This is a genomic window from Streptosporangium sp. G11 (assembly GCF_051192615.1).
Classification (GTDB): Bacteria; Actinomycetota; Actinomycetes; order Streptosporangiales; family Streptosporangiaceae; genus Streptosporangium.
Map to the genome: position 1 here is coordinate 1 of NZ_JBPJUQ010000088.1, position 17,580 is coordinate 17,580.

General features: G+C 71.2%; 15 protein-coding genes and 1 pseudogene. 9 read left to right on the top strand and 7 right to left on the bottom strand.

Going from position 1 to position 17,580, the window contains the following annotated elements; all coding sequences use genetic code 11:
* Positions 1 to 400: 400 nt before the first annotated feature.
* Entirely contained in the window at positions 401 to 1,351 is a 951-nt protein-coding gene (locus ACSDR0_RS42380) for an NADP-dependent oxidoreductase (RefSeq protein ID WP_435294624.1), read from the bottom strand.
* A gap of 48 nt (positions 1,352 to 1,399) precedes the next feature.
* Here ACSDR0_RS42380 and ACSDR0_RS42385 point away from each other — a divergent pair, with 48 nt between their 5' ends.
* Together ACSDR0_RS42385 and ACSDR0_RS42390 are read left to right on the top strand one after the other, a co-directional pair.
* Complete coding sequence (locus ACSDR0_RS42385; RefSeq protein ID WP_435294625.1) at positions 1,400 to 2,023, top strand: TetR/AcrR family transcriptional regulator; 624 nt, start codon at positions 1,400 to 1,402, stop codon at positions 2,021 to 2,023.
* Positions 2,024 to 2,027: 4 nt separating this feature from the next.
* A complete protein-coding gene (locus tag ACSDR0_RS42390; protein ID WP_435294626.1) occupies positions 2,028 to 5,276 on the top strand; it encodes a BTAD domain-containing putative transcriptional regulator in 3,249 nt (1,082 codons plus the stop codon).
* 3 nt (positions 5,277 to 5,279) lie between these two features.
* Here the strand turns inward: ACSDR0_RS42390 and ACSDR0_RS42395 are convergent, their stop codons facing one another.
* The 3 genes from ACSDR0_RS42395 to ACSDR0_RS42405 form a co-directional block, all read right to left on the bottom strand.
* Positions 5,280 to 6,542, bottom strand: coding sequence for an SGNH/GDSL hydrolase family protein (locus ACSDR0_RS42395; RefSeq protein WP_435294627.1), 1,263 nt, complete (start codon positions 6,540 to 6,542; stop codon positions 5,280 to 5,282).
* 235 nt (positions 6,543 to 6,777) lie between these two features.
* Positions 6,778 to 8,208 (bottom strand): FAD-dependent monooxygenase, encoded by a 1,431-nt coding sequence (locus ACSDR0_RS42400; protein ID WP_435294628.1) that lies wholly within the window; start codon positions 8,206 to 8,208, stop codon positions 6,778 to 6,780.
* A 12-nt stretch (positions 8,209 to 8,220) separates the two neighbouring features.
* On the bottom strand, positions 8,221 to 8,715 hold the full coding sequence (locus ACSDR0_RS42405) for a CocE/NonD family hydrolase C-terminal non-catalytic domain-containing protein (RefSeq protein WP_435294629.1): 495 nt from the start codon (positions 8,713 to 8,715) through the stop codon (positions 8,221 to 8,223).
* On the opposite strand from ACSDR0_RS42405, the gene ACSDR0_RS42410 reads away from it, so the two are divergent.
* The 3 genes from ACSDR0_RS42410 to ACSDR0_RS42420 all read left to right on the top strand — a co-directional run bounded on the left by ACSDR0_RS42410 (position 8,667) and on the right by ACSDR0_RS42420 (position 13,302).
* Entirely contained in the window at positions 8,667 to 9,779 is a 1,113-nt protein-coding gene (locus ACSDR0_RS42410) for an ABC transporter substrate-binding protein (RefSeq protein WP_435294630.1), read from the top strand. The two genes, ACSDR0_RS42405 and ACSDR0_RS42410, sit on opposite strands and share 49 nt — an antisense overlap.
* A 434-nt stretch (positions 9,780 to 10,213) precedes the next feature.
* Positions 10,214 to 12,811 carry a rifamycin-inactivating phosphotransferase gene (rph, locus tag ACSDR0_RS42415; RefSeq protein ID WP_435294649.1) on the top strand — a complete coding sequence of 866 codons (2,598 nt, stop codon included), beginning with the start codon at positions 10,214 to 10,216 and terminating at the stop codon, positions 12,809 to 12,811.
* A 308-nt stretch (positions 12,812 to 13,119) separates the two neighbouring features.
* A complete protein-coding gene (locus ACSDR0_RS42420) occupies positions 13,120 to 13,302 on the top strand; it encodes a hypothetical protein (protein WP_435294631.1) in 183 nt (60 codons plus the stop codon).
* Between the two features lie 38 nt (positions 13,303 to 13,340).
* Here the strand turns inward: ACSDR0_RS42420 and ACSDR0_RS42425 are convergent, their stop codons facing one another.
* Positions 13,341 to 13,517: a hypothetical protein gene (locus tag ACSDR0_RS42425; protein WP_435294632.1), complete on the bottom strand. Its 177-nt coding sequence runs from the start codon at positions 13,515 to 13,517 to the stop codon at positions 13,341 to 13,343.
* 70 nt (positions 13,518 to 13,587) lie between these two features.
* Positions 13,588 to 14,430, bottom strand: coding sequence for a LysR family transcriptional regulator (locus tag ACSDR0_RS42430; protein ID WP_435294633.1), 843 nt, complete (start codon positions 14,428 to 14,430; stop codon positions 13,588 to 13,590).
* A 72-nt stretch (positions 14,431 to 14,502) separates the two neighbouring features.
* Between ACSDR0_RS42430 and ACSDR0_RS42435 the strand changes: the two genes are divergently transcribed.
* Genes ACSDR0_RS42435 through ACSDR0_RS42445 form a run of 3 tightly spaced genes read left to right on the top strand, consistent with a single transcriptional unit; the run spans position 14,503 to position 16,297 of the window.
* Positions 14,503 to 15,729: an MFS transporter gene (locus ACSDR0_RS42435; protein ID WP_435294634.1), complete on the top strand. Its 1,227-nt coding sequence runs from the start codon at positions 14,503 to 14,505 to the stop codon at positions 15,727 to 15,729.
* A gap of 25 nt (positions 15,730 to 15,754) precedes the next feature.
* A complete protein-coding gene (locus tag ACSDR0_RS42440) occupies positions 15,755 to 15,976 on the top strand; it encodes a hypothetical protein (protein WP_435294635.1) in 222 nt (73 codons plus the stop codon).
* Positions 15,977 to 16,027: 51 nt separating this feature from the next.
* Complete coding sequence (locus ACSDR0_RS42445) at positions 16,028 to 16,297, top strand: hypothetical protein (RefSeq protein WP_435294636.1); 270 nt, start codon at positions 16,028 to 16,030, stop codon at positions 16,295 to 16,297.
* Between the two features lie 128 nt (positions 16,298 to 16,425).
* Here ACSDR0_RS42445 and ACSDR0_RS42450 read toward each other — a convergent pair whose 3' ends face one another.
* The gene (locus tag ACSDR0_RS42450; protein WP_435294637.1) at positions 16,426 to 17,124 is read right to left on the bottom strand and encodes a TetR/AcrR family transcriptional regulator; all 699 of its coding nucleotides are present in this window, start codon (positions 17,122 to 17,124) and stop codon (positions 16,426 to 16,428) included.
* A 119-nt stretch (positions 17,125 to 17,243) separates the two neighbouring features.
* Here ACSDR0_RS42450 and ACSDR0_RS42455 point away from each other — a divergent pair.
* Positions 17,244 to 17,557 (top strand): annotated as a pseudogene (locus ACSDR0_RS42455) (methylmalonyl-CoA mutase family protein); the annotation flags it as partial.
* Between the last annotated feature and the right edge of the window lie 23 nt (positions 17,558 to 17,580).

Here is a 17,580-nt window from a genome sequence, read left to right on the forward strand (position 1 = left end):
TGCCGCCGGGCACGGCAGACGAGCGGTCATCACCCACCCCCGAAACGCTCGAATGAGCATTAATCAGGTGATACCCGACACAGGGCTTGATCCAACAGACCACCGCTACGCTGGTCACACTGTCAATGGTAGGGAGGAATTTTCAGATTCTGCAATATTTCATTATCTGAAGTGTGGAAGATCACATGCGAGGGCGGGCGGGGACGAGCGAACCGGGCGGTCGGCGCGGATCAGGCATCCAGAGGCGGCGGCGGGCACCGGAGGTGCGGGCGGCGGTCATCTCATGGTGGTGGTGAGGTCACCAACCGGGGGAGCGGTACGCCATCGGATCCAGGGCGGTTTGCCCGCTGAGAGGCATCGGGCCCGTGAGCGGTTGTCGTGACCGGCCACGGGCGTCCGGTCAGTTCACCAGCACGATCTTTCCGCGGGCGTGGCGGCTTTCGCTCAGTTCGTGCGCGGCCGCGGCCTCGGTGAGCGGGAACGCCGCCGCGACCGGCACCCGCAGCCGGCCCTCGCCGGCGAGCGTGACCGCGATCGCGAGGCCGTGCACCGCCAGCGGGTCGGCGGAGGCTCCCACGGCCGCGCCCGTGGCGTCGGCCGGCGCTCCGTGCGACATGTGCACGCCGTGGGCCGCCGCGGTGAGGTCGGCGATCGTCACCACGCGCGCCGTGTCGCCGGCGATGGCGATGAGGTCTGGCAGCGCCCCTCCGGCGCAGTCGAACACCGCGTCCACTCCTGCCGGTGCCAGTGCGCGGATCCGTTCGACCAGCTCCGTCCCGTACGTTGCCGGCCGCGCGCCGAGGGAGCGCAGGAAGTCATGGTTGTGCTCGCTCGCCGTACCGATGACGGTGGCGCCGCGGGCGATCGCGAGCTGGACGGCGATGGTGCCCACCCCGCCGGCCGCGCCCTGCACGAGCACGGTGTGCCCGGCGCCGACCGAGAGCCGGTCGAGGACCCGGGTGGCCGTCTCGACGCTGCCCGCGGCGCCGCCCGCCTCCTCCCAGCTCCACGCGGCCGGTTTGGGTGCCCAGGCGGCCAGGATCGCGTAGTCGGCGTTGGCGCCGCGCGCGGCCATGGTGGTCATGCCGAACACCTCGTCGCCGATGCCCACGCCCGTGACGTCGTCGCCGACCTCGTCCACCACGCCCGCGGCGTCGAATCCGGTCCGATACGGGAACGTCAGGGGCACCACGTCACGCATCTCCCCGGAACGGATGCGCATCTCCCCGGGCGAGATTCCGGAGGCCCGTACGGCGACGCGGATCCGGCCCGGCCCGGCGTGCGGCGCCTCCACCTCGGCGACGTGCACAACGCCGGGCGGGCCGTATTCGGTGAACTGAACTGCTCTCATGCGCCGACCGTAACGGAGCACCCCGTCCGTTTGGCTAAAGTGAGAGCGGTGACGGCCCAAGTGGTAACGAAGCTTCGCTCGGACGCTCGCGACAACCGCGAGCGCATCCTCGCGGCCGCTCGCGTGGCCTTCGCCACCGAGGGCCTCGAGGTGCCGATCCGGGAGATCGCCCGGCGCGCCGAGGTCGGCGTCGCGACCGTCTACAGGCGCTTTCAGACCAAGGAGGTGCTGCTGGCCGAGGCTTTCGCCGAGCAGCTGGCCTCCTGCTCGGCGGTCGTGGAGGAGGGGCTGGCGGTGGGTGATCCATGGAGCGGGTTCTGCCTGGTGATCGAGAGGCTCATGGAGGTGCACGCCCTCGACCGGGGCTTCGCCCGCGCGTTCACCTCGCAGCTTCCCCAAGCGGTCGGCTTCACCGCGGACCGTGATCGCACGCTGCGCCTGCTGTTCGAACTGGTGCGGCGTGCGAAGGAAGCGGGATCCTTGCGGGGGGACTTCGTGCTGGAGGACATCAGCCTGGCGCTGATGGCGAACGAGGGCATCCGCGCCGAGTCACCCGAGATGAGGGTGGCGGCGTCGCGTCGTTTCGCGGCCCTGATGATCCAGTCGTTTCAGGCGAACCCCGTCGTGAGGCCGCTTCCGCCGGCCGTCCGGCTGCCTCTCTCCAGAGGCTAGTGCGGTGCAGGAGAACGGGGAGACGCGCCTGCGGGTGACGCTGCTGGGCACCCTCGAGGTGTGCCGCGGCGACGCCGTGGTGGCAGTTCCCGGCGTCCGGCTTCGCGGCCTGATCGCGCGGCTGGCGCTGGCCGGTGGCAGGCCGGTCGAACCGGGCGTCCTGGTCGATGCGCTGTGGCCGCAGGAGCTCCCGGCCGACCCGGCGAACGCGCTGCAGTCGCTGGTCTCCCGGCTGCGCCGGCTGCTCGGCGAGGCCGGCGCGGTCACCCAGTCCGAGGGCGGCTACCGCCTCGGCGTCACGGAGGACGACGTCGACGCGCTGCGGTTCGAGCGGCTGGCCGCGCACGGCCGTGACCGGCTCCGGGCCGGCGATCCCCGGGCGGCGGCCGGGCTGCTGAGCGAGGCGGTCGCGCTCCGCGGCGAATCGTCGGTGATCGCCGCGGTCGCCCCGGCGGTCGCGACGCGGCTGGCCCGCACCATGGTCGGGGCGGGCGCGGATCTGGCCGAGGCGGAGCTGGCGCTGGGCCGCGCCGACGACGCCGTCACCCGGCTGACCGCCCTGCTCGCCGAGCACCCGGTGGACGAGCGGGTGGCCGCGCTGCAGATGGACGCGCTGGCCGCCCAGGGCCGCCAGGCCGACGCCCTCGACCTGTACGAGCGGGTGCGCGAGGCCCTCGCCGACCGGCTCGGCGCCGATCCCGGTGCCGCCCTGCGCGAGCGCCACCTGCGCCTGCTGCAGTCGTCGGCTCCCGCTCCCGAGGCGAGGCGCGAGGCGCCCGCGAGCAATCTGCCCGCCGCCCTGACCAGCTTCATCGGGCGCGACGACGACCTCGCCCGGATCGGCACGCTGCTGGCCCGCGGGCGCCTTGTCACGGTGGTCGGGCCGGGTGGGGCCGGCAAGACCCGGCTCGCGGTCGAGGCGGGCCGCCGCCACCGCCACGAGTACCGTGACGGTACCTGGCTGGTCGACCTGGCCGCGGTCACCGAGCCGGCCAAGGTCGGCGCGGCGATGCTGGCCGCGATCGGGCTGCGCGGCGCCGCGCTCTTCGAGGCCTCCGGCCGGATGCGAGCCGAGGATGGCGAGCTGGACGTGCTCGCCGGCCGGCTCGGCGGCCGGGAGAGCCTGCTCGTGGTGGACAACTGCGAGCACCTGATCGACGCCGTCGCGCACCTGATCGCAGCGCTGCTGCCGCGCTGCGCCGGGTTGCGGGTGCTGGCGACCAGCCGCGAGCCGCTCGCGATCGACGGCGAGGCGCTGGTCCCGCTCGGCCCGCTGGCGCTGCCGGACCCCGGTGACGGCCTCAGGGACATCCGCCGCAGCGCGTCGGTGCGCCTGTTCACCGAACGGGCCGCGTCGGTGCGTCCCGGTTTCGACATCGACGAGCGGACGCGCGCGGACGTGGTCCGGCTGGTGCGCGGCCTGGACGGCATGCCGCTGGCGCTGGAGCTGGCCGCGGCGCGGCTGCGGAACCTGTCGCTGGCCGAGCTCGCCGCCGGGCTGTCCGACCGGTTCCGGCTGCTCACCACGGGCAGCCGGGCCGCGTCGCCGCGGCACCGCACGCTGCGCGCGGTCATCGCCTGGAGCTGGGATCTGCTCGGCGAGAACGAGCGTACGGTGGCCGAGCGGGTCTCGGTCCTGCCCGGTGGCGTGACGCCGGAGTCGGCCGCCGCGGTCTGCGCCGGCACCGCGGTGCTCCCGGGTGAGGTCCCCGAGCTGCTCGCCGCCCTGATCGACAAGTCGCTGCTGCAACTGGCGCCCGACGCGGGCCGCTACCGGATGCTCGAGACGCTGCGCGAGTACGGGATCGAGCGGCTCGCCGACCGGGGCCTGCTCGACGCCGTCCGGGATCTCGCCGCCCGCTACCTGGCCGGCCTGGTCGCCCGCGAGGAGTCGCTGCTGCGCGGCCCCGATCAGCTCGCCGCGCTGCGCGTGATGCGCGCCGAGTACGACAACGCGCTCGCCGCCCTGCGCCATCTGTGCGACACCGGAAACGCCACCGCGGCCGTCAGGCTCGCCATGGACCTCTCCTGGTACTGGCAGATACTCGGCCGGCATGCCGACGCGGCGTACTGGCAGGGGGAGGCGCTGGCGCTGCCCGCCGCGGGGCACACGCTGGATCGCGACTTCGCCGAGGCGGTGTTGCTGCTCAACCGCCTCAACGCCCGCTCCCCGCTGACCGCCGAGGGCCTGCAGGAGAACGAATCCGCGCTGCGGGCCCTGGCCGATCGCCTGCTCGCTCACCCGTCGCTGCCCGGATTCGCCGGCGTCCTGGCCGCGATCACGCTTCACTTCCTGCGGGAGCACGAGGCGTCGCTCGCCCTGGTTCGGCATCTCGTCGAAGGTCCCGACGTCTGGTTGTCCGGGCTGGCCCACATGTTCCGGGCCTCGTTCGCCGAGAACGAGGGCGACCTCGACCAGGTACGCGCCGACGTGGCCGCCGCGCTCGACGCCTTCGGCCGGGCCGGCGACCGCTGGGGCCTGGCCGGCGCGCTGCCCATGCGCGCGTTGCTGCGGCAGTACGACGGGGACCTCGACGGCGCGTTGGCGGATCTGCGCGAGGCCCGGGTACAGGCGGGGGAATTCGGCTCGCTGAGCCTGGCCGACGAGATCTTCCTCGATGTGCGCTGGATCGACCTTCACCTGCGGCGGGGCGAGGACGTCCGGGCGAGGGCGATGCTCGACGCGGTCCGCGAGCGGGCGGAGCGGTCGGCGTCGCCGGAGCTGGTCGTCATCGTCACCGCTCTCGAGGCCCGCACGTGGTTGCGGCTCGGCGACCCGGAGCGTGCGCAGGCCCGCATCGAGGCGGTCGAGGCGGAGATGGCCGGTGAGTCCCCGGCCGGCGGCGGCCACGGCCAGGTGATCGTCGGTTCGGTGCGGGCCTCGCTGTGCCTGCGGCGGGATGACGCCGAGGGCGCCTGGGCGGCGCTGGCCAGGGCGTACGGGGCGGCCCTGGAGAGCGGGGACCTGCCGATCATGGCGATGGTCGCGGTGACCGAGGCGGAGCTGGCCGGGCTGGCCGGGCGGCACCGGGATGTGGCCCTGTTGCTCGGCGCGGCGGCCCGGCTGCGCGGCACCCACGACCTCAGCGACCGGCAGATCCAGGCGATGGCCGCCCGTGGCCGCACGGCGCTGGGCGAGGACGTCTTCGCCGCGGCGTACCAGGATGGCTGGCAGCTGGATGGGAAGACGGCCTCGCTCCATGTCGATCCGGCGCGTCTGCGCCGGGAGCTGGACGGCCCGGTGCAGGCGTAAGCCCTATTCCCGGAACAGCTCCAGGTCGAAGGCCTCGGCGATCGCCTTGTTGCCCGCGTCGTTCGGATGGATGCCGTCGCCGGAATCGAACTCGGTGCGCAGCCTCGTCGGTGCGGCCGGGGCACGGGTGGCCGCGTCCAGATCGACCACCGCGTCGAACTCGCCGCTGCCGCGGATCCAGCGGTTCACGTCCTGGCGTACGCGCTCGCTCTCCGCCGTGAAGACGAACGTGCCGCCGAACTGCGTCAGCGTGCAGCCGATGATCCGCAGGCCGTGCAGATGCGCGCGGCCGATCAGCATGCGGTAGCCGGCGATGATGTCCTGCGCCGTCGCCCGCTCGCTGTCGGGCATGCCCGGCATGAAGCCGAAGCAGATGTCGTTGCCTCCCTCGGCCAATATCACCCAGCGCACGCCGGGCCGGGCCAGCACGTCGCGGTCGAAGCGCGCCAGCGCGCTGGCGCCGAAGCCGTCGGTCTCGCGCAGGACGCGGTTGCCGGCGATGCCCATGTTGATCACTGCGCGCGGCGGCAGGTCCTGCCGGGCGGCCAGCCGGCGCGCCAGCAACGAAGGCCACGGCGCGTCCGCGCCGGGCGTGGTGCCGGCGCCGTCGGTGATGGAATCGCCGAGGGCGACGATGGTGGCGGCGGTGGGCCGCGCCAGCACGTCGATGCCGGCGAGCCACAGATAGGACTGGAACCCGGTGGCGTCCCGCAGGTTCCGCGTGGCGGCCTGGTCGCCCGGTGCGAGCCACGCCGTGCGCAGTCCGAGCTCGTGCGTCGTGGGGGTGACGGTCTCGCCGGGGACGTACAGCGAAACGACCAGATCGGTCTGCGCGGGCACGTCGTAGTCGATGGGGTCGCTGTAGATCTGCGCGCCCGTCGGCAACACCACCGCATCGCGCCCGCCGAAGGTCAGTTCGCGCGCGCTGCCCGCGTGGATCGCCGCGCCGCTGTCGTGCCGCGCGATCCGCGCGGCGTCGATGCGCACCGGCGCGTGACCGAAGGAGTTCGACAGCGCGACGCGCACGGCCGTGCCGCCCACGGTGGTACGCGCCACCATGCGCACGGTCTGCGCGCTGACCTTCGTCGGCGCGGCCGGCGCGTCGGCGGGCACGTCGGCCGGAGGATCGTCATCCGGCGGACCGGGCAGCTGCGGCCCTCCACCGGGCTCGGCAGGACGCGCCAGTTGCTGCGCCGTGCCCCAGGTAGTGATCCAGTTTCCCTGACCTGCAGGGCCTGTCCTCGTGTCTTCGCGGAGCTCGTCCATGGACTCAACCTTCCGAATCGAAAATTGAAGTAGGTCTTGTGGTCGTATCGCGGATAAATGTTTCCGTCCGGGCCCGGCGGTCGCGTGGTTCCCGTCCACCGCCTCGGGGGGGAATGGGCGGCGCGGGCCCTCGGGCCCTCGGGGCAGGCCCGCGCCGCGGCCCATGCCACCACGGCCCGCCTCGTGCCCGAGGTGCCGCCGGATGGCGGCGCGGCGACGGGCACGTCGCTCTCTTTCAGAACCAGCGCGCGAGCGCCTCGTCGAGTGATGTGGACGACGCGTCCGTCCACGCGACGCAGCCGTCGGGACGGACGAGCATCGACGGGCCCTCCTTGGTGTGTGCATGGTGCACGTTTTGCGGGAGTGACCGCTCCGAAGGCGAGACGAACAGGCCGCCGCCTTTCTCCATCAGCGCGTAGAGCCGCTCTTCGCCGCCGCCGGCGAGCGTGAGGAGCCGGTCCTTCGCGAGCGTGCCGACGAGCGGGTCGTCGTCGCCGAGGTCGTAAAGAACGCCGACCCCCGAGAGCATCTCGCCGATGTGGCGATTGCCTTCGGGCAGCTTGATCAGGTCGCTCACGATGGTGCGGAGCGCGCTTGTGAGCGGGTCGGGACGCACCAGCGCGACCTGCGCGCGGGTGTTCTCCAGGACGCGCGCACCGACGGAATGGCGCTCGGCGGTGTAGGAGCCGAGGAGATGGTCGCGCCCCTTCACCGCCGCGGCAAGCTTCCAGCCAAGGTTCGCGGCGTCGATGAGGCCGAGGTTCAAGCCTTGGCCGCCGAAGGGGGAGTGGACGTGCGCGGCGTCGCCGGCGAGAAGGACGCGGCCCATGAGGTAGGTCGTCGCCTGCCGGGCGTTATCGGTCCAGCGCGTCGCCTTCGACATTGAAAGGATCTTGACGTCGGTGCCGCTCACGCGCTGGATCGACGCTTCGACCTCGGCCTGCGTGATCGGCGCATCCCGATCCGGCGGCGGGCCGTCGAACTCCGCCGTGAAGACGCGCCCCGGGATCGACGTGATGAGGCCACGCGGCGTTCGCTGCCAACCCTTCACGAGTTTCTCGGGCGCGTCGAACTCGACGAGAGCCTGATAACCGGTGATGGTCGGATCCGTGCCGGGGAACTCGAAGCCGGCGAGCTTGCGGACGCGGCTCCGGCCACCGTCGCAGCCGACCAGGTACTTCGCGCTCAGTGGGCCCGCGCTCGTCTGCACGGTCACGCCGTCGTCGTCCTGCTCGAAACCTTCTACCGCGACGCCGCGACGGATCTCGATTCCGAGCTCGCTCGCGCGCGCGGTCAGGATCCTCTCGAGCGCCTCCTGCGGCACCATGCGGCTGTGGCGCTCCGGGTCGCGCTGGAGGTCCTGGTCGATCACGAACAACGCCGAGAAATGGCCTCCCGGCTTCTTCACCGGTCCGGATCCGGCACGTGCCGCCTTCGTCATCGGCATCGTCACCTGTTCCTCGTCGAGCGCACGCGCGAACCCGCGTCGCTCCAGCGCCTCGACTCCCACCGCGCCGATAGCGGCGGCCTTGATCCCGCGGTCGGGCTCCAGGAGCCGCTCCAGCACGAGCGGCTTCACGCCCGCGGTCTCGAGCTCGATCGCGAGGAAAAGCCCGACCGGGCCGGCGCCGACGATGACGACGTCGTGCAGCACAGGATCGCTCATGTCTTCGTCCTTTCATCTCGGAACGGGGCCGTTCGGGCCCCGCCCTCGACATGCAGACTGCCGCGGCCCTCTGGCATCGCCCGCACATGCCGCTGGCACGCCGCTGGCGGCCCGCCGCCGGCGGCTGTCGCCACGCTCGCCGGCGTGGATGATCTCGTGCTGCGGCCCCAGCCGGTGCCCCGCCTTGAACTCGTAATCCTGCGGCAGTATCGACCAGGTGATCTGGTACGACTTGCCCGGCGTCAACGGTGTCGGACGGCTCAGCGACCTGTGGTTCTGCGTGTCCATGATTCCGCGGGCGATCACCTGTGAGCTTGCTCCGCTTCGGCGGACACCTTTGGTGGTGGTCAGGCCCTGCGGAAACGACACCTCACGACGGTTGAATAGGCGAGTCCACCGGTACCGGGGCCAGATCCGGGCAAACCACGAATGAATCGTCACACGGGAGACGCCAGCGCATGAATACGCCACCATCGCTACCTGAAGCAGAGTGGACTGACGGATCATCCGTCCGGATCGGCGCTCTCGTTCCGCTGACCCGGCCTGGCTGGGTCGGGGCAGGCCGGCACCTGCTCGCTGGACTCGAGCTGGCCGTTCGTGAAGTCAACGACGCCGGGGGGATCGCCGGAAGACCACTCGAACTGGTGGTCCGAGACACCGCGGCTGATCCACAGAGGGCCGTGGCGGCCGTAGACGAACTGGCTCGCCTGGGCGTGGCCGCCTTGGCGGGGGAGTACCACAGCGTCGTCGCCCGCGCCGCCGCCGCCAGGGCCGACGCCCTCGGCCTGCCGTTCCTCTGCTCGTCGGCGGTTCTCGACGCGCTCACCGAACAGCCGACGGAATGGGTCGCGCGCCTCGCCCCGGCGCAGTCCCACGGCTGGCGGATCTACGCGGACTTCCTCCTCGGCGCGGGCCACGGCCGAATCGCCGTAGCAGCCGAGCCGAGTGTCTACTGGGCATCTGGGGCCCGCATCCTGCGGGACCACCTCGCTCCACGCGGCGGTACCGTCATCGAACTCGACATGCGCGCGCTCGCCCCCACGGCCGTGTGCGACGCACTCGTCGACAGTCGCGCGACGGCCCTCCTTCTTCTGGTCGGCCATCCGGAGCCGGCGGTGTCGATCGTCAAGTCCGTCCGCCGCGACCGGCGCCTCGCCGAGATCATGATCGGTGCTCCGGCCGGGCAACCGGAGTTCGCCGAATGGGCGACGTCGCTGGGTGCCGACGGCGCCGCGATCCCGTTCTTGCGCTACCTGCCCGAGCGCCTCGGCCCACTCGGTGCACGAGTCGAGACGGCCCTCCGCGAGCGGCTGGCCGAAGCGCCCTCCTTCGTCGCCTTCGAGGGCTACGACACGGTCGCCGTTCTCGCCGATGTGCTGCGTTCTCACGGTACGGACCGGGCGCGTATCGCCGAATCCTGGCCGCGCGTTGCGGTCGAAGGCACTCGCGGGCAGATCCGGTTCTCCCGCACGCCGGGCATCGGCGTTTGGCAATGGGCTTGGACCCCGGTCCAGGTCGTTGATCGAGATCCGGCGGAACCCGATCGCTTTCGGATCCTTCACGCCGGCTGAGAAAGCACGGACGGTCACCCTCGAGATCCACGTCGCCGATGACCCGCGACAGTTGAACAGGCGAGCTCGCCAATACCGAGGCCGTTTCTCCAGCAGGTGGAAGAGAGCAACCCGCACGGCCAGATCGTCAACCCGTGGGAAGGCCGGTGGTCACTTCCACTGCGCCGACGCCGCGGGGGTGGTTCCGGTGGTGGCCGTGCGGATGACCGGGCCGGGGCAGCCTGCGTTGGCTGCCAGGAGGTCGCTGTCGCCGCCGGGCGTGAACGGCGGCCCGGGATGCCGGTGTGGACGAGGCCGGATCGGGCTGCGCGCGCCACTCCCCGCCACTTTCACTTTATATCAGACTCGCGCGCCTCATGAGGCGCCGGAAAGTGCTTCATACTTGCCCGTTGCGAACCGACCCGACGAACGATGGAGCAACGGAATTGGGTTACGTGCTGGGTTTCGAGGAGATCGACTCGACGAATATCGCGGACGTCGGCGGAAAGGGAGCGCACCTGGGTGAGCTCTCGCGAATCGATGGCGTCCGCGTGCCGGACGGCTTCTGCGTCACGACAGACGCCTTTCGGCGGGTCGTGGCCGAGATGCCGTCGATCGACGCTCAGCTTGACCTGCTGTCGCGCGTGAAACCGGACGACCACGCGGCGATCCGCACCCTGAGCGCCGATATCCGCCGCGTCATCGAAGGCGTCACGGTTCCCGACGATCTTGTGGCGGCGATCAGCGAATCGCTCGCCCGGCTCGGGGAGCAGGCCTCCTACGCGGTGCGTTCCAGCGCGACGGCCGAGGACCTGCCGACCGCGTCCTTCGCCGGCCAGCAGGACTCGTACCTGAACATCGTGGGCCTGCCGGAGATCCTTCGGCACGTCCGAAGCTGCTGGGCCTCGCTGTTCACCGAGCGGGCGGTGACCTACCGGTGCCGTAACGGCTTCGACCACCGCAAGGTACGGATGGCCGTGGTCGTACAGCGGATGGTGTTCCCGGACGCGGCCGGGATCCTCTTCACCGCGGACCCCGTGACCTCGAACCGGAAGATCGCCACTGTGGAAGCCGGTTGGGGGCTCGGCGAGGCGCTCGTCTCCGGGCTGGTCGCCGGGGACGTCTACACGGTGCGCGACGATCAGGTCGTCACCACAGCGGTCGCCACCAAGCCGCGGCTCGTCCAGGCGTCGCCGGGAGGCGGTACCCAGGACGCACCGGTCGAACCGCAGCGGCAGACGCAGCCGGCTCTGACGGATGCACAGGTCGTGCGCCTGGTGCAGCTGGGCCGGCGCATCGAAGCGCACTTGGGCCGGCCCCAGGACATCGAATGGTGCCTGGTCGGCGACGACTTCCACATCGTCCAGAGCCGGCCGATCACCACCCTGTTCCCCGTCCCCAGGAGCGATGACCAAGAGAACCACGTCTACGTCTCCGTCGGTCACCAGCAGATGATGACCGACGCGATGAAGCCGCTGGGACTCTCCCTGTGGCAGCTGACGACCCCACGGCCGATGCGCGAGGCGGGCGGACGGTTGTTCGTCGACGTGGCCCCCGTCCTGGCGACGCCCGCGGGTCGCACGTACCTCCTCGAGACCCTGGGGAAGTCCGACCCGCTGGTTCGGGACGCGCTACAGACCGTCCTCGACCGCGGCGACTTCATCCGCTCGCTTCCGGACGAGGATTCCGTCGCCGCACCCGCCGGTGACCCACCCGCCCCGATCGAGACCGATCCGGCCGTTGTCACCCAGCTGATCCGGCACGCTCAGGCGTCCGTCGCCACCCTGCGCAGCGAGATCCGGACCCTGTCCGGGCCGGCGCTGCTCGACTTCATCCTGGCCGACATCGCGGAGCTGAAGCGCATCCTGTTCGATCCGCGGAGCCACCAGGTGATCATGGCGGGGATGGAGGCGACCTGGTGGCTCAACGACCACCTCGAGGCGTGGCTGGGCGAGAAGAACGCGGCCGACGCGCTCACGCAGTCCGTCCCCCACAACGTCACGTCGGAGATGGGGCTGGCGCTCCTCGACGTCGCGGACACGATCCGGCCGCACGCGGACGTCGTGAGGTTCCTGCACCGCGTCGTGGACGAAGGCCGGGAGGGCGACGGCTTCCTGAACGAGCTGGCCGGGCTGGCCGGCGGACGGGAAGCACGTGACGCCATCCGGGGCTACCTCGACGAGTACGGCATGCGCTGCGCAGGCGAGATCGACATCACCAGAACGCGCTGGAGCGAGCGTCCCGCCACGCTCGTGCCCACCCTCCTCGGCAACATCAGGAACTTCGAGCCGGGCGCCGGCAAACGACACTTCGAACAGGGACGCCTGGAGTCACAACGGAAAGAACAGGAACTTCTGACGCGATTGCGCGCCCTGCCCGACGGGGAGCAGAAGGCCGAGGAGACCAAGCGGATGATCGACCGCGTCCGCACCTTCGCCGGATACCGGGAGTACCCCAAATACGGCATGGTCAGCCGCTACTTCGCCTACAAGCAGGCGTTGCTGCGGGAAGCCGATCGCCTCGTCCGCTCCGGCACCCTGCGCGAGAAGGAAGACATCTTCTTCCTCCGGTTCCCGGAGTTGCGAGAAGTCGTGCGCACCGGCGACGTGGACGCCGAACTCATCCTGGAAAGGCGGGAGGCGTTCCGGTCGTACGAGGCGCTCACACCGCCCAGGGTCCTCACATCGGACGGCGAGGCCATCACCGGCCGGTATCGGCGTGACGACGCCCCGCCCGGCGCGCTGGCCGGCCTCGCGGTCTCGGCCGGGACCGTCGAGGGCCGTGCCCGTGTCGTCATGGACATGGCGCAGGCCGACCTTGAGGCGGGCGACATCCTGGTCACCGCCTACACCGACCCCAGCTGGACCCCCCTGTTCGTCACCGTCGCCGGACTGGTGACGGAGGTGGGCGGCCTCATGACGCACGGGGCGGTGATCGCGCGGGAGTACGGCCTGCCGGCCGTCGTGGGTGTGGAGCGGGCCACCCGGCTGATCCGGGACGGGCAGCGGATCCGCGTTCACGGAACCGACGGGTACGTCCAGATCCTCGCCTGAACCGTCGCCTCGGACCCGGGACTCCGCCCCGAGTGTCGGAGTTCCGGGTCCGGCACTCGGGGCGGGCCGTCTTCGGCACCCGATCACCGAGCCTGGGTCCACGGCCCGGTTCCGGCTGATCATTTTGGTCTTTCAGGTCGTGTCCGTGCTGATGGGACGGTTGCGGAGCGCGCGGAGCCGCTCGTTCTCACAGCACGAAGAGGCGATCTCGCCGGTGGGCACGTTCGCGTCGTCCAGCGCGTGCTCCCGGACCGTCGTGGGAGCAGGTAATCGCGGTGTTGCGGGGTAGGTGGCGCGGCGTCGCGCCAATGGAAGATCGTCGTCAAACGCTGACGCTCAAGGCGGGTGAGTTCGGCGAAGCGGGTAAGAGGCGAGGTCTGAACCACGAAGGAGGAGAGACCATGACGAGTCGGTTCGCGCAATGGACGCTCGATGTGCACGACAGCCGGAAGATGGCGGCGTTCTGGTCGGCGGCGTGTGGTGAACACTGATCATTCTGGCTTGTTCGCGATTCACCCGACCTGGTCGATCAGCGCTCACGCCGCCGGATGTCGAACACGCGCCGCCACCACGCGGGGCGCGAGCTCGCGGCCGCACGAGCCGTCGCGTAGTGGTTCCGGACCTTCTGGGTCGTCGGATGGCTCGCTCCCAGCACCCGCTCGCAATCGGGCGGCGTCGCCTTGTACAGGGTGATCGCCTCCGTCACCCGATAGGAGTAGGCGAGGTTGTTGCGGCTGTTCAGGGTGTGGAGATGGTCGGCGCCCGGGGTGTGCGGCTCAGATCATCCGCCGCAGGGCGGTCTCCACAGCGTCGACGAGCGCGTCACCTTCGGTGCCGGGGTGGCGGGCAAGGCCGAGTTCGACGTCCGGCAGAGCGGGCAACGCGGCCGCGTCGTGGCAGGCCATGGCCGGCTCGAGGTTGGCGGGCAGGAGCGCCGCGACTCCGAGCCCGGCCCGTAGCGCGGCGAGCACTCCGGCGAGACTGTTGCTCTCGAACGCCACCCGCCAGCGGCGCCCCGTGCCCTCCATCGCTTCCAGCACCGACGTCCGCCAGGCGCATGTGTTCGAGAACAGCACCACCGGCAGCGGATCGGCGTCGGTGGCGACACCCTGCCCGACCGCCCAGACCAGCGGCAGACGCACCGTCCAGCGCGGCGGCCAGGGAAGATCCGGGGCCTCGTCGAGTACGAGCTGGACGCGGCCCGTGTCGTAGGCTTCCCGCATCGCCGCGCTGGAAAGGCTGAGCACCTCCAGCGTCGCGCCGGGGTGCAGTCGCGCGAGGTCGGCGAGCGCCTGGGAAAGGCGGGAAGCGGCGAGATCTTCGAGGAGTCCCACCCCGCAATGCCCGGTGAGCGCGCGTCCTGTCTCGGTGAGTGCCTGTGCCGACAGCGCGAGAATGCGCTCGGCGTAGGGCAGCAGTTCCTCGCCCGCCCGGGTCGGCGAGACGCCGGACGGCGCCCGGTGCAGCAGCGGACTGCCGACGGCCCTCTCGAGCCTGCGCAACTGCTGGCTGAGCGCGGGCTGGGTGCGGCCGAGCGCCGCCGCCGCACGGCTGATGCTGCCCGCTCGCACGGCGGTGACGAACGATCGCAGCAGTGCGGTGTCGAGATCACGTGCCATAAGCGTTCATTATGCCTGCTCCAACGAATTGACGGCTTCCTATGGCGTTCCGGGTGATCTAGCGTCAAAACAGTGATCAGATTTCGACAGGTGCTCGCGGTGCCGGGGATGACGCCGCTGCTGGGCATTTCGCTGCTCGCTCGTGCCGCGATCACGGCGGACGCGATGGCGTTGACGATGTACGTCGTCATCGCCCTCGACATGAGTTACGCGGCGGCGGGAGCCCTGGTGGCGGCGCTCACCGCCGGTGTCACGCTGGGCGGGCCCCTGCTGGGCCGGATGATCGACCGGCGGGGCCTGCGTGCCGTGCTGCTGGCCACGGTCGTGCCGCAGCTCGTGTTCTGGCTGGCCCTGCCCGTGCTACCGTACGTGATCTTGCTGGGTGCCTCCTTCGCCGCCGGTCTGCTGATGGTGCCGGTCCAATCGGTCACCAGGCAGGCGATCGCCGCGATGACGACGGCGGGGCAGCGGCGGGCGGCGTTCGCGCTGGAGTCGGTGCTGGGCGAGCTGTCGTACATAGTGGGGCCGACGGTGGTGATCTTGTGCGCGGCGAAGATCTCCCCCGGCGTGGTGGCGTGGGGAGTGGGCGCCGCGATCGTCGTCGGCGGGGCAGGGATCGCCCTGCTCAACCCGCCGTTGCGGGCCGAGGACGAGGCGGACGGCGAGGCGGCGGGCCGGCCCCGGCGCAGAGAGTGGCTGGGCGTGCGCATGGTCGCTGTTCTGACGATGGGGTTCGGCGTCGCGATGCTGCTCAGCGGCGTCGACCTGGCCATCGTCGCCACCCTTCAAGAAGCCGGTCAGGTCTCGTGGGCGGCCGTGGTCGTCGCCGTGTTCGGGGTGACGTCCGTCGTGGGCGGTCTGGTGTACGGAGCGCTGTCCCGGCCGATGCCCACCTGGCTGCTGCTCGGCCTGCTCGGGCTGGTGACGATTCCGGCCGGACTCGCCCATGACTGGCCTTGGCTGTGTGTAGCCGTCATCGGTGCCGGGCTGCTCACCGCGCCGACTCTTTCCACGGTCTCCGACGCGGTGAGCCGGCTGGCGCCGGCCAGTGTGCGAGGTGAGGCGACCGGCCTGCAGTCCTCGGCGGCGAGCGCGGGGTTCGCGCTCGGCTCCCCGGTCGTGGGAGTGGCGATCGACGCGTCCGTGCCGGCGGGCGGCTTCGCGGCGGCCGGCCTGGCCGGCCTGCTCGCCGCGCTGACGGGATATCTGCTCTCGCGCCGGTCACCCGCCGCCGCGCCGTCTCCGTCGCCCTCATCGCGGGCACTCGAGTCCTGCGACGCCGTCGCGCCGGCCCCATGACGTCAGCCCGGTCGAGAGCTGGGGCGTGCCGCACCTGGCGCACTCCGCCGCCCAGCGCTACGCCGTGCGCGGCCTGTACCACCTGCTCAAGGCGCTCGACCCGACCCGGCCGGTGATCGGCAACGACGGCTGGGAATACGTCAGCGGCGACCTGCTCGGCATCCACGACTACACTCATGACCCCGACGCGATCCGAGACCGATACTCCGACGCGGCCCGTGTCGGCCACACCATCGACAGCGGATGATCCAGTGGCCGCCGGCTCGCCATCGGCGACGCGGCGCCCTCGGTGCCGGTGGTGCTCAGCGAGTTCGGCGGCTTCACCCACGCCCCCGACGACCCCACCACCTGGGCCGGCTACGGAGTCACCGGCTCACCCGGGCAACTCCCCGAGCGGCTCGGCGCGCTGCTCGAGGCCGTGCACGCCGCCAGGGACCTGGCCGGCTTCTGCTACACCCAGCTCACCGACACCGCGCGGGAGCGCAACGGCCTGCTGGCCGAGGACCGCAAACCCAAGGCCGATCCGGACACGATCGCCCGCATCATCCGAGGCCGGACCGGCCCCTAGCCGGACCGGAGGTGAAGAACCGCTCACCCGCTCTCCGTGGCACCTGCCAGGTGAACGAAGGAATGAGGACATGAGAACACCCTTACGGACCCTCGCCGCGCTCGCGACCGCCCTCCGCCGGCGGCTCGTCACGGGTCGGCCGCGTCCCGCATGAGGCGTCGGAGCGAAGGTAGCAGCGCGTCGATGTCCGCTCCGCTCCTCAGGACGACGACAGTGGTTCCGTTGTCGCCGGTCGCCGTGCGCGCGGAGGCTTCGACGGGCGGGACGGGGAAAAGGGCGATCACCTCACGCATCGCCTCGTCGACCTCCGCGACGGGGTCGGCCGATTCGCCCCGCAGCCACCGTCTCAGCACGTGGTTGTGGGCGGCGACCACGTTCGCCGCCATGAGTTCGGCCCTCAGGGACGCCGGCTTCCCGGTGTCGCCCATCCAGTCCGAGATGAACTCGCGGAACAGGCGCTGGTAGCGGGCCACGCTGACGATCTCCCGCTCGCGCAGGGCGGGCACCTTGCTGGTGAGCGCGTACCGGCGCCGGGCCAGGTCGCCCTCGTCGAGGTAGTGGAGCAGAACCAGCCGGACCGCGTCGGAGACGGCCACCAGTGCGGTGGCGTGCGTGGAGCCGGCCAGCCGCTCTCTGATCGCCGTCAGCAGACGGTCGTGGTCGGGGAAGATGACCTCTTCCTTGGACCGGTAGTGCCGGAAGAACGTGGTGCGCCCCACGCCGGCCCGCTCGGCGACGTCGTCGATGGTCGTTTGCTCATATCCGCGTTCGTCGAAGAGAGCGAACGCGGCCTGTGCGAGTCGGTCCCGCGTGGATCCTCTGCTCATATGGGCTCATCCTTCCCTGGTTCGACGCTCGGGCATCACTTGCCCAGGGGGGTGGTACTGAGTACCGTGATAACAGTATTGAGTGCCACGCGGTGGGAGGTGGCGGCGTGGAAGACGTCGTGCGCGATGAGTCGGGACTTCCCGTTCGGCCCGTCCACGACGACTCCGCGCCGGAGCGGTTCGACGCGCGGGAGAACCTGGGCTCCTCGGGGCGGTTTCCGTTCACGCGGGGCGTGCACCCGTCGATGTACACGGGGCGGCCGTGGACGATGCGGCAGTACGCCGGATTCGGCACGGCGCAGGAGTCCAACGCCCGGTACCACCAACTCGTCGCCGCGGGCACGGGCGGCCTGAGCGTGGCGTTCGATCTGCCGACGCAGAGGGGTTACGACTCCGACGAGGCCGTCGCCCAGGGCGAGGTGGGCAAGGTCGGCGTCGCGATCGACTCGATCGACT

What these genes read in the sequence shown, in the direction of transcription:
- ACSDR0_RS42395 (WP_435294627.1), bottom strand. Translation starts at nt 6,542, where the DNA reads ATGGACGAGCTCCGCGAAGACACGAGGACAGGCCCTGCAGGTCAGGGA.
- ACSDR0_RS42430 (WP_435294633.1), bottom strand. Translation starts at nt 14,430, where the DNA reads ATGGCACGTGATCTCGACACCGCACTGCTGCGATCGTTCGTCACCGCC.
- ACSDR0_RS42405 (WP_435294629.1), bottom strand. Translation starts at nt 8,715, where the DNA reads ATGATCCGTCAGTCCACTCTGCTTCAGGTAGCGATGGTGGCGTATTCA.
- ACSDR0_RS42380 (WP_435294624.1), bottom strand. Translation starts at nt 1,351, where the DNA reads ATGAGAGCAGTTCAGTTCACCGAATACGGCCCGCCCGGCGTTGTGCAC.
- ACSDR0_RS42400 (WP_435294628.1), bottom strand. Translation starts at nt 8,208, where the DNA reads ATGAGCGATCCTGTGCTGCACGACGTCGTCATCGTCGGCGCCGGCCCG.
- ACSDR0_RS42410 (WP_435294630.1), top strand. Translation starts at nt 8,667, where the DNA reads ATGAATACGCCACCATCGCTACCTGAAGCAGAGTGGACTGACGGATCA.
- ACSDR0_RS42450 (WP_435294637.1), bottom strand. Translation starts at nt 17,124, where the DNA reads ATGAGCAGAGGATCCACGCGGGACCGACTCGCACAGGCCGCGTTCGCT.
- ACSDR0_RS42420 (WP_435294631.1), top strand. Translation starts at nt 13,120, where the DNA reads ATGGAAGATCGTCGTCAAACGCTGACGCTCAAGGCGGGTGAGTTCGGC.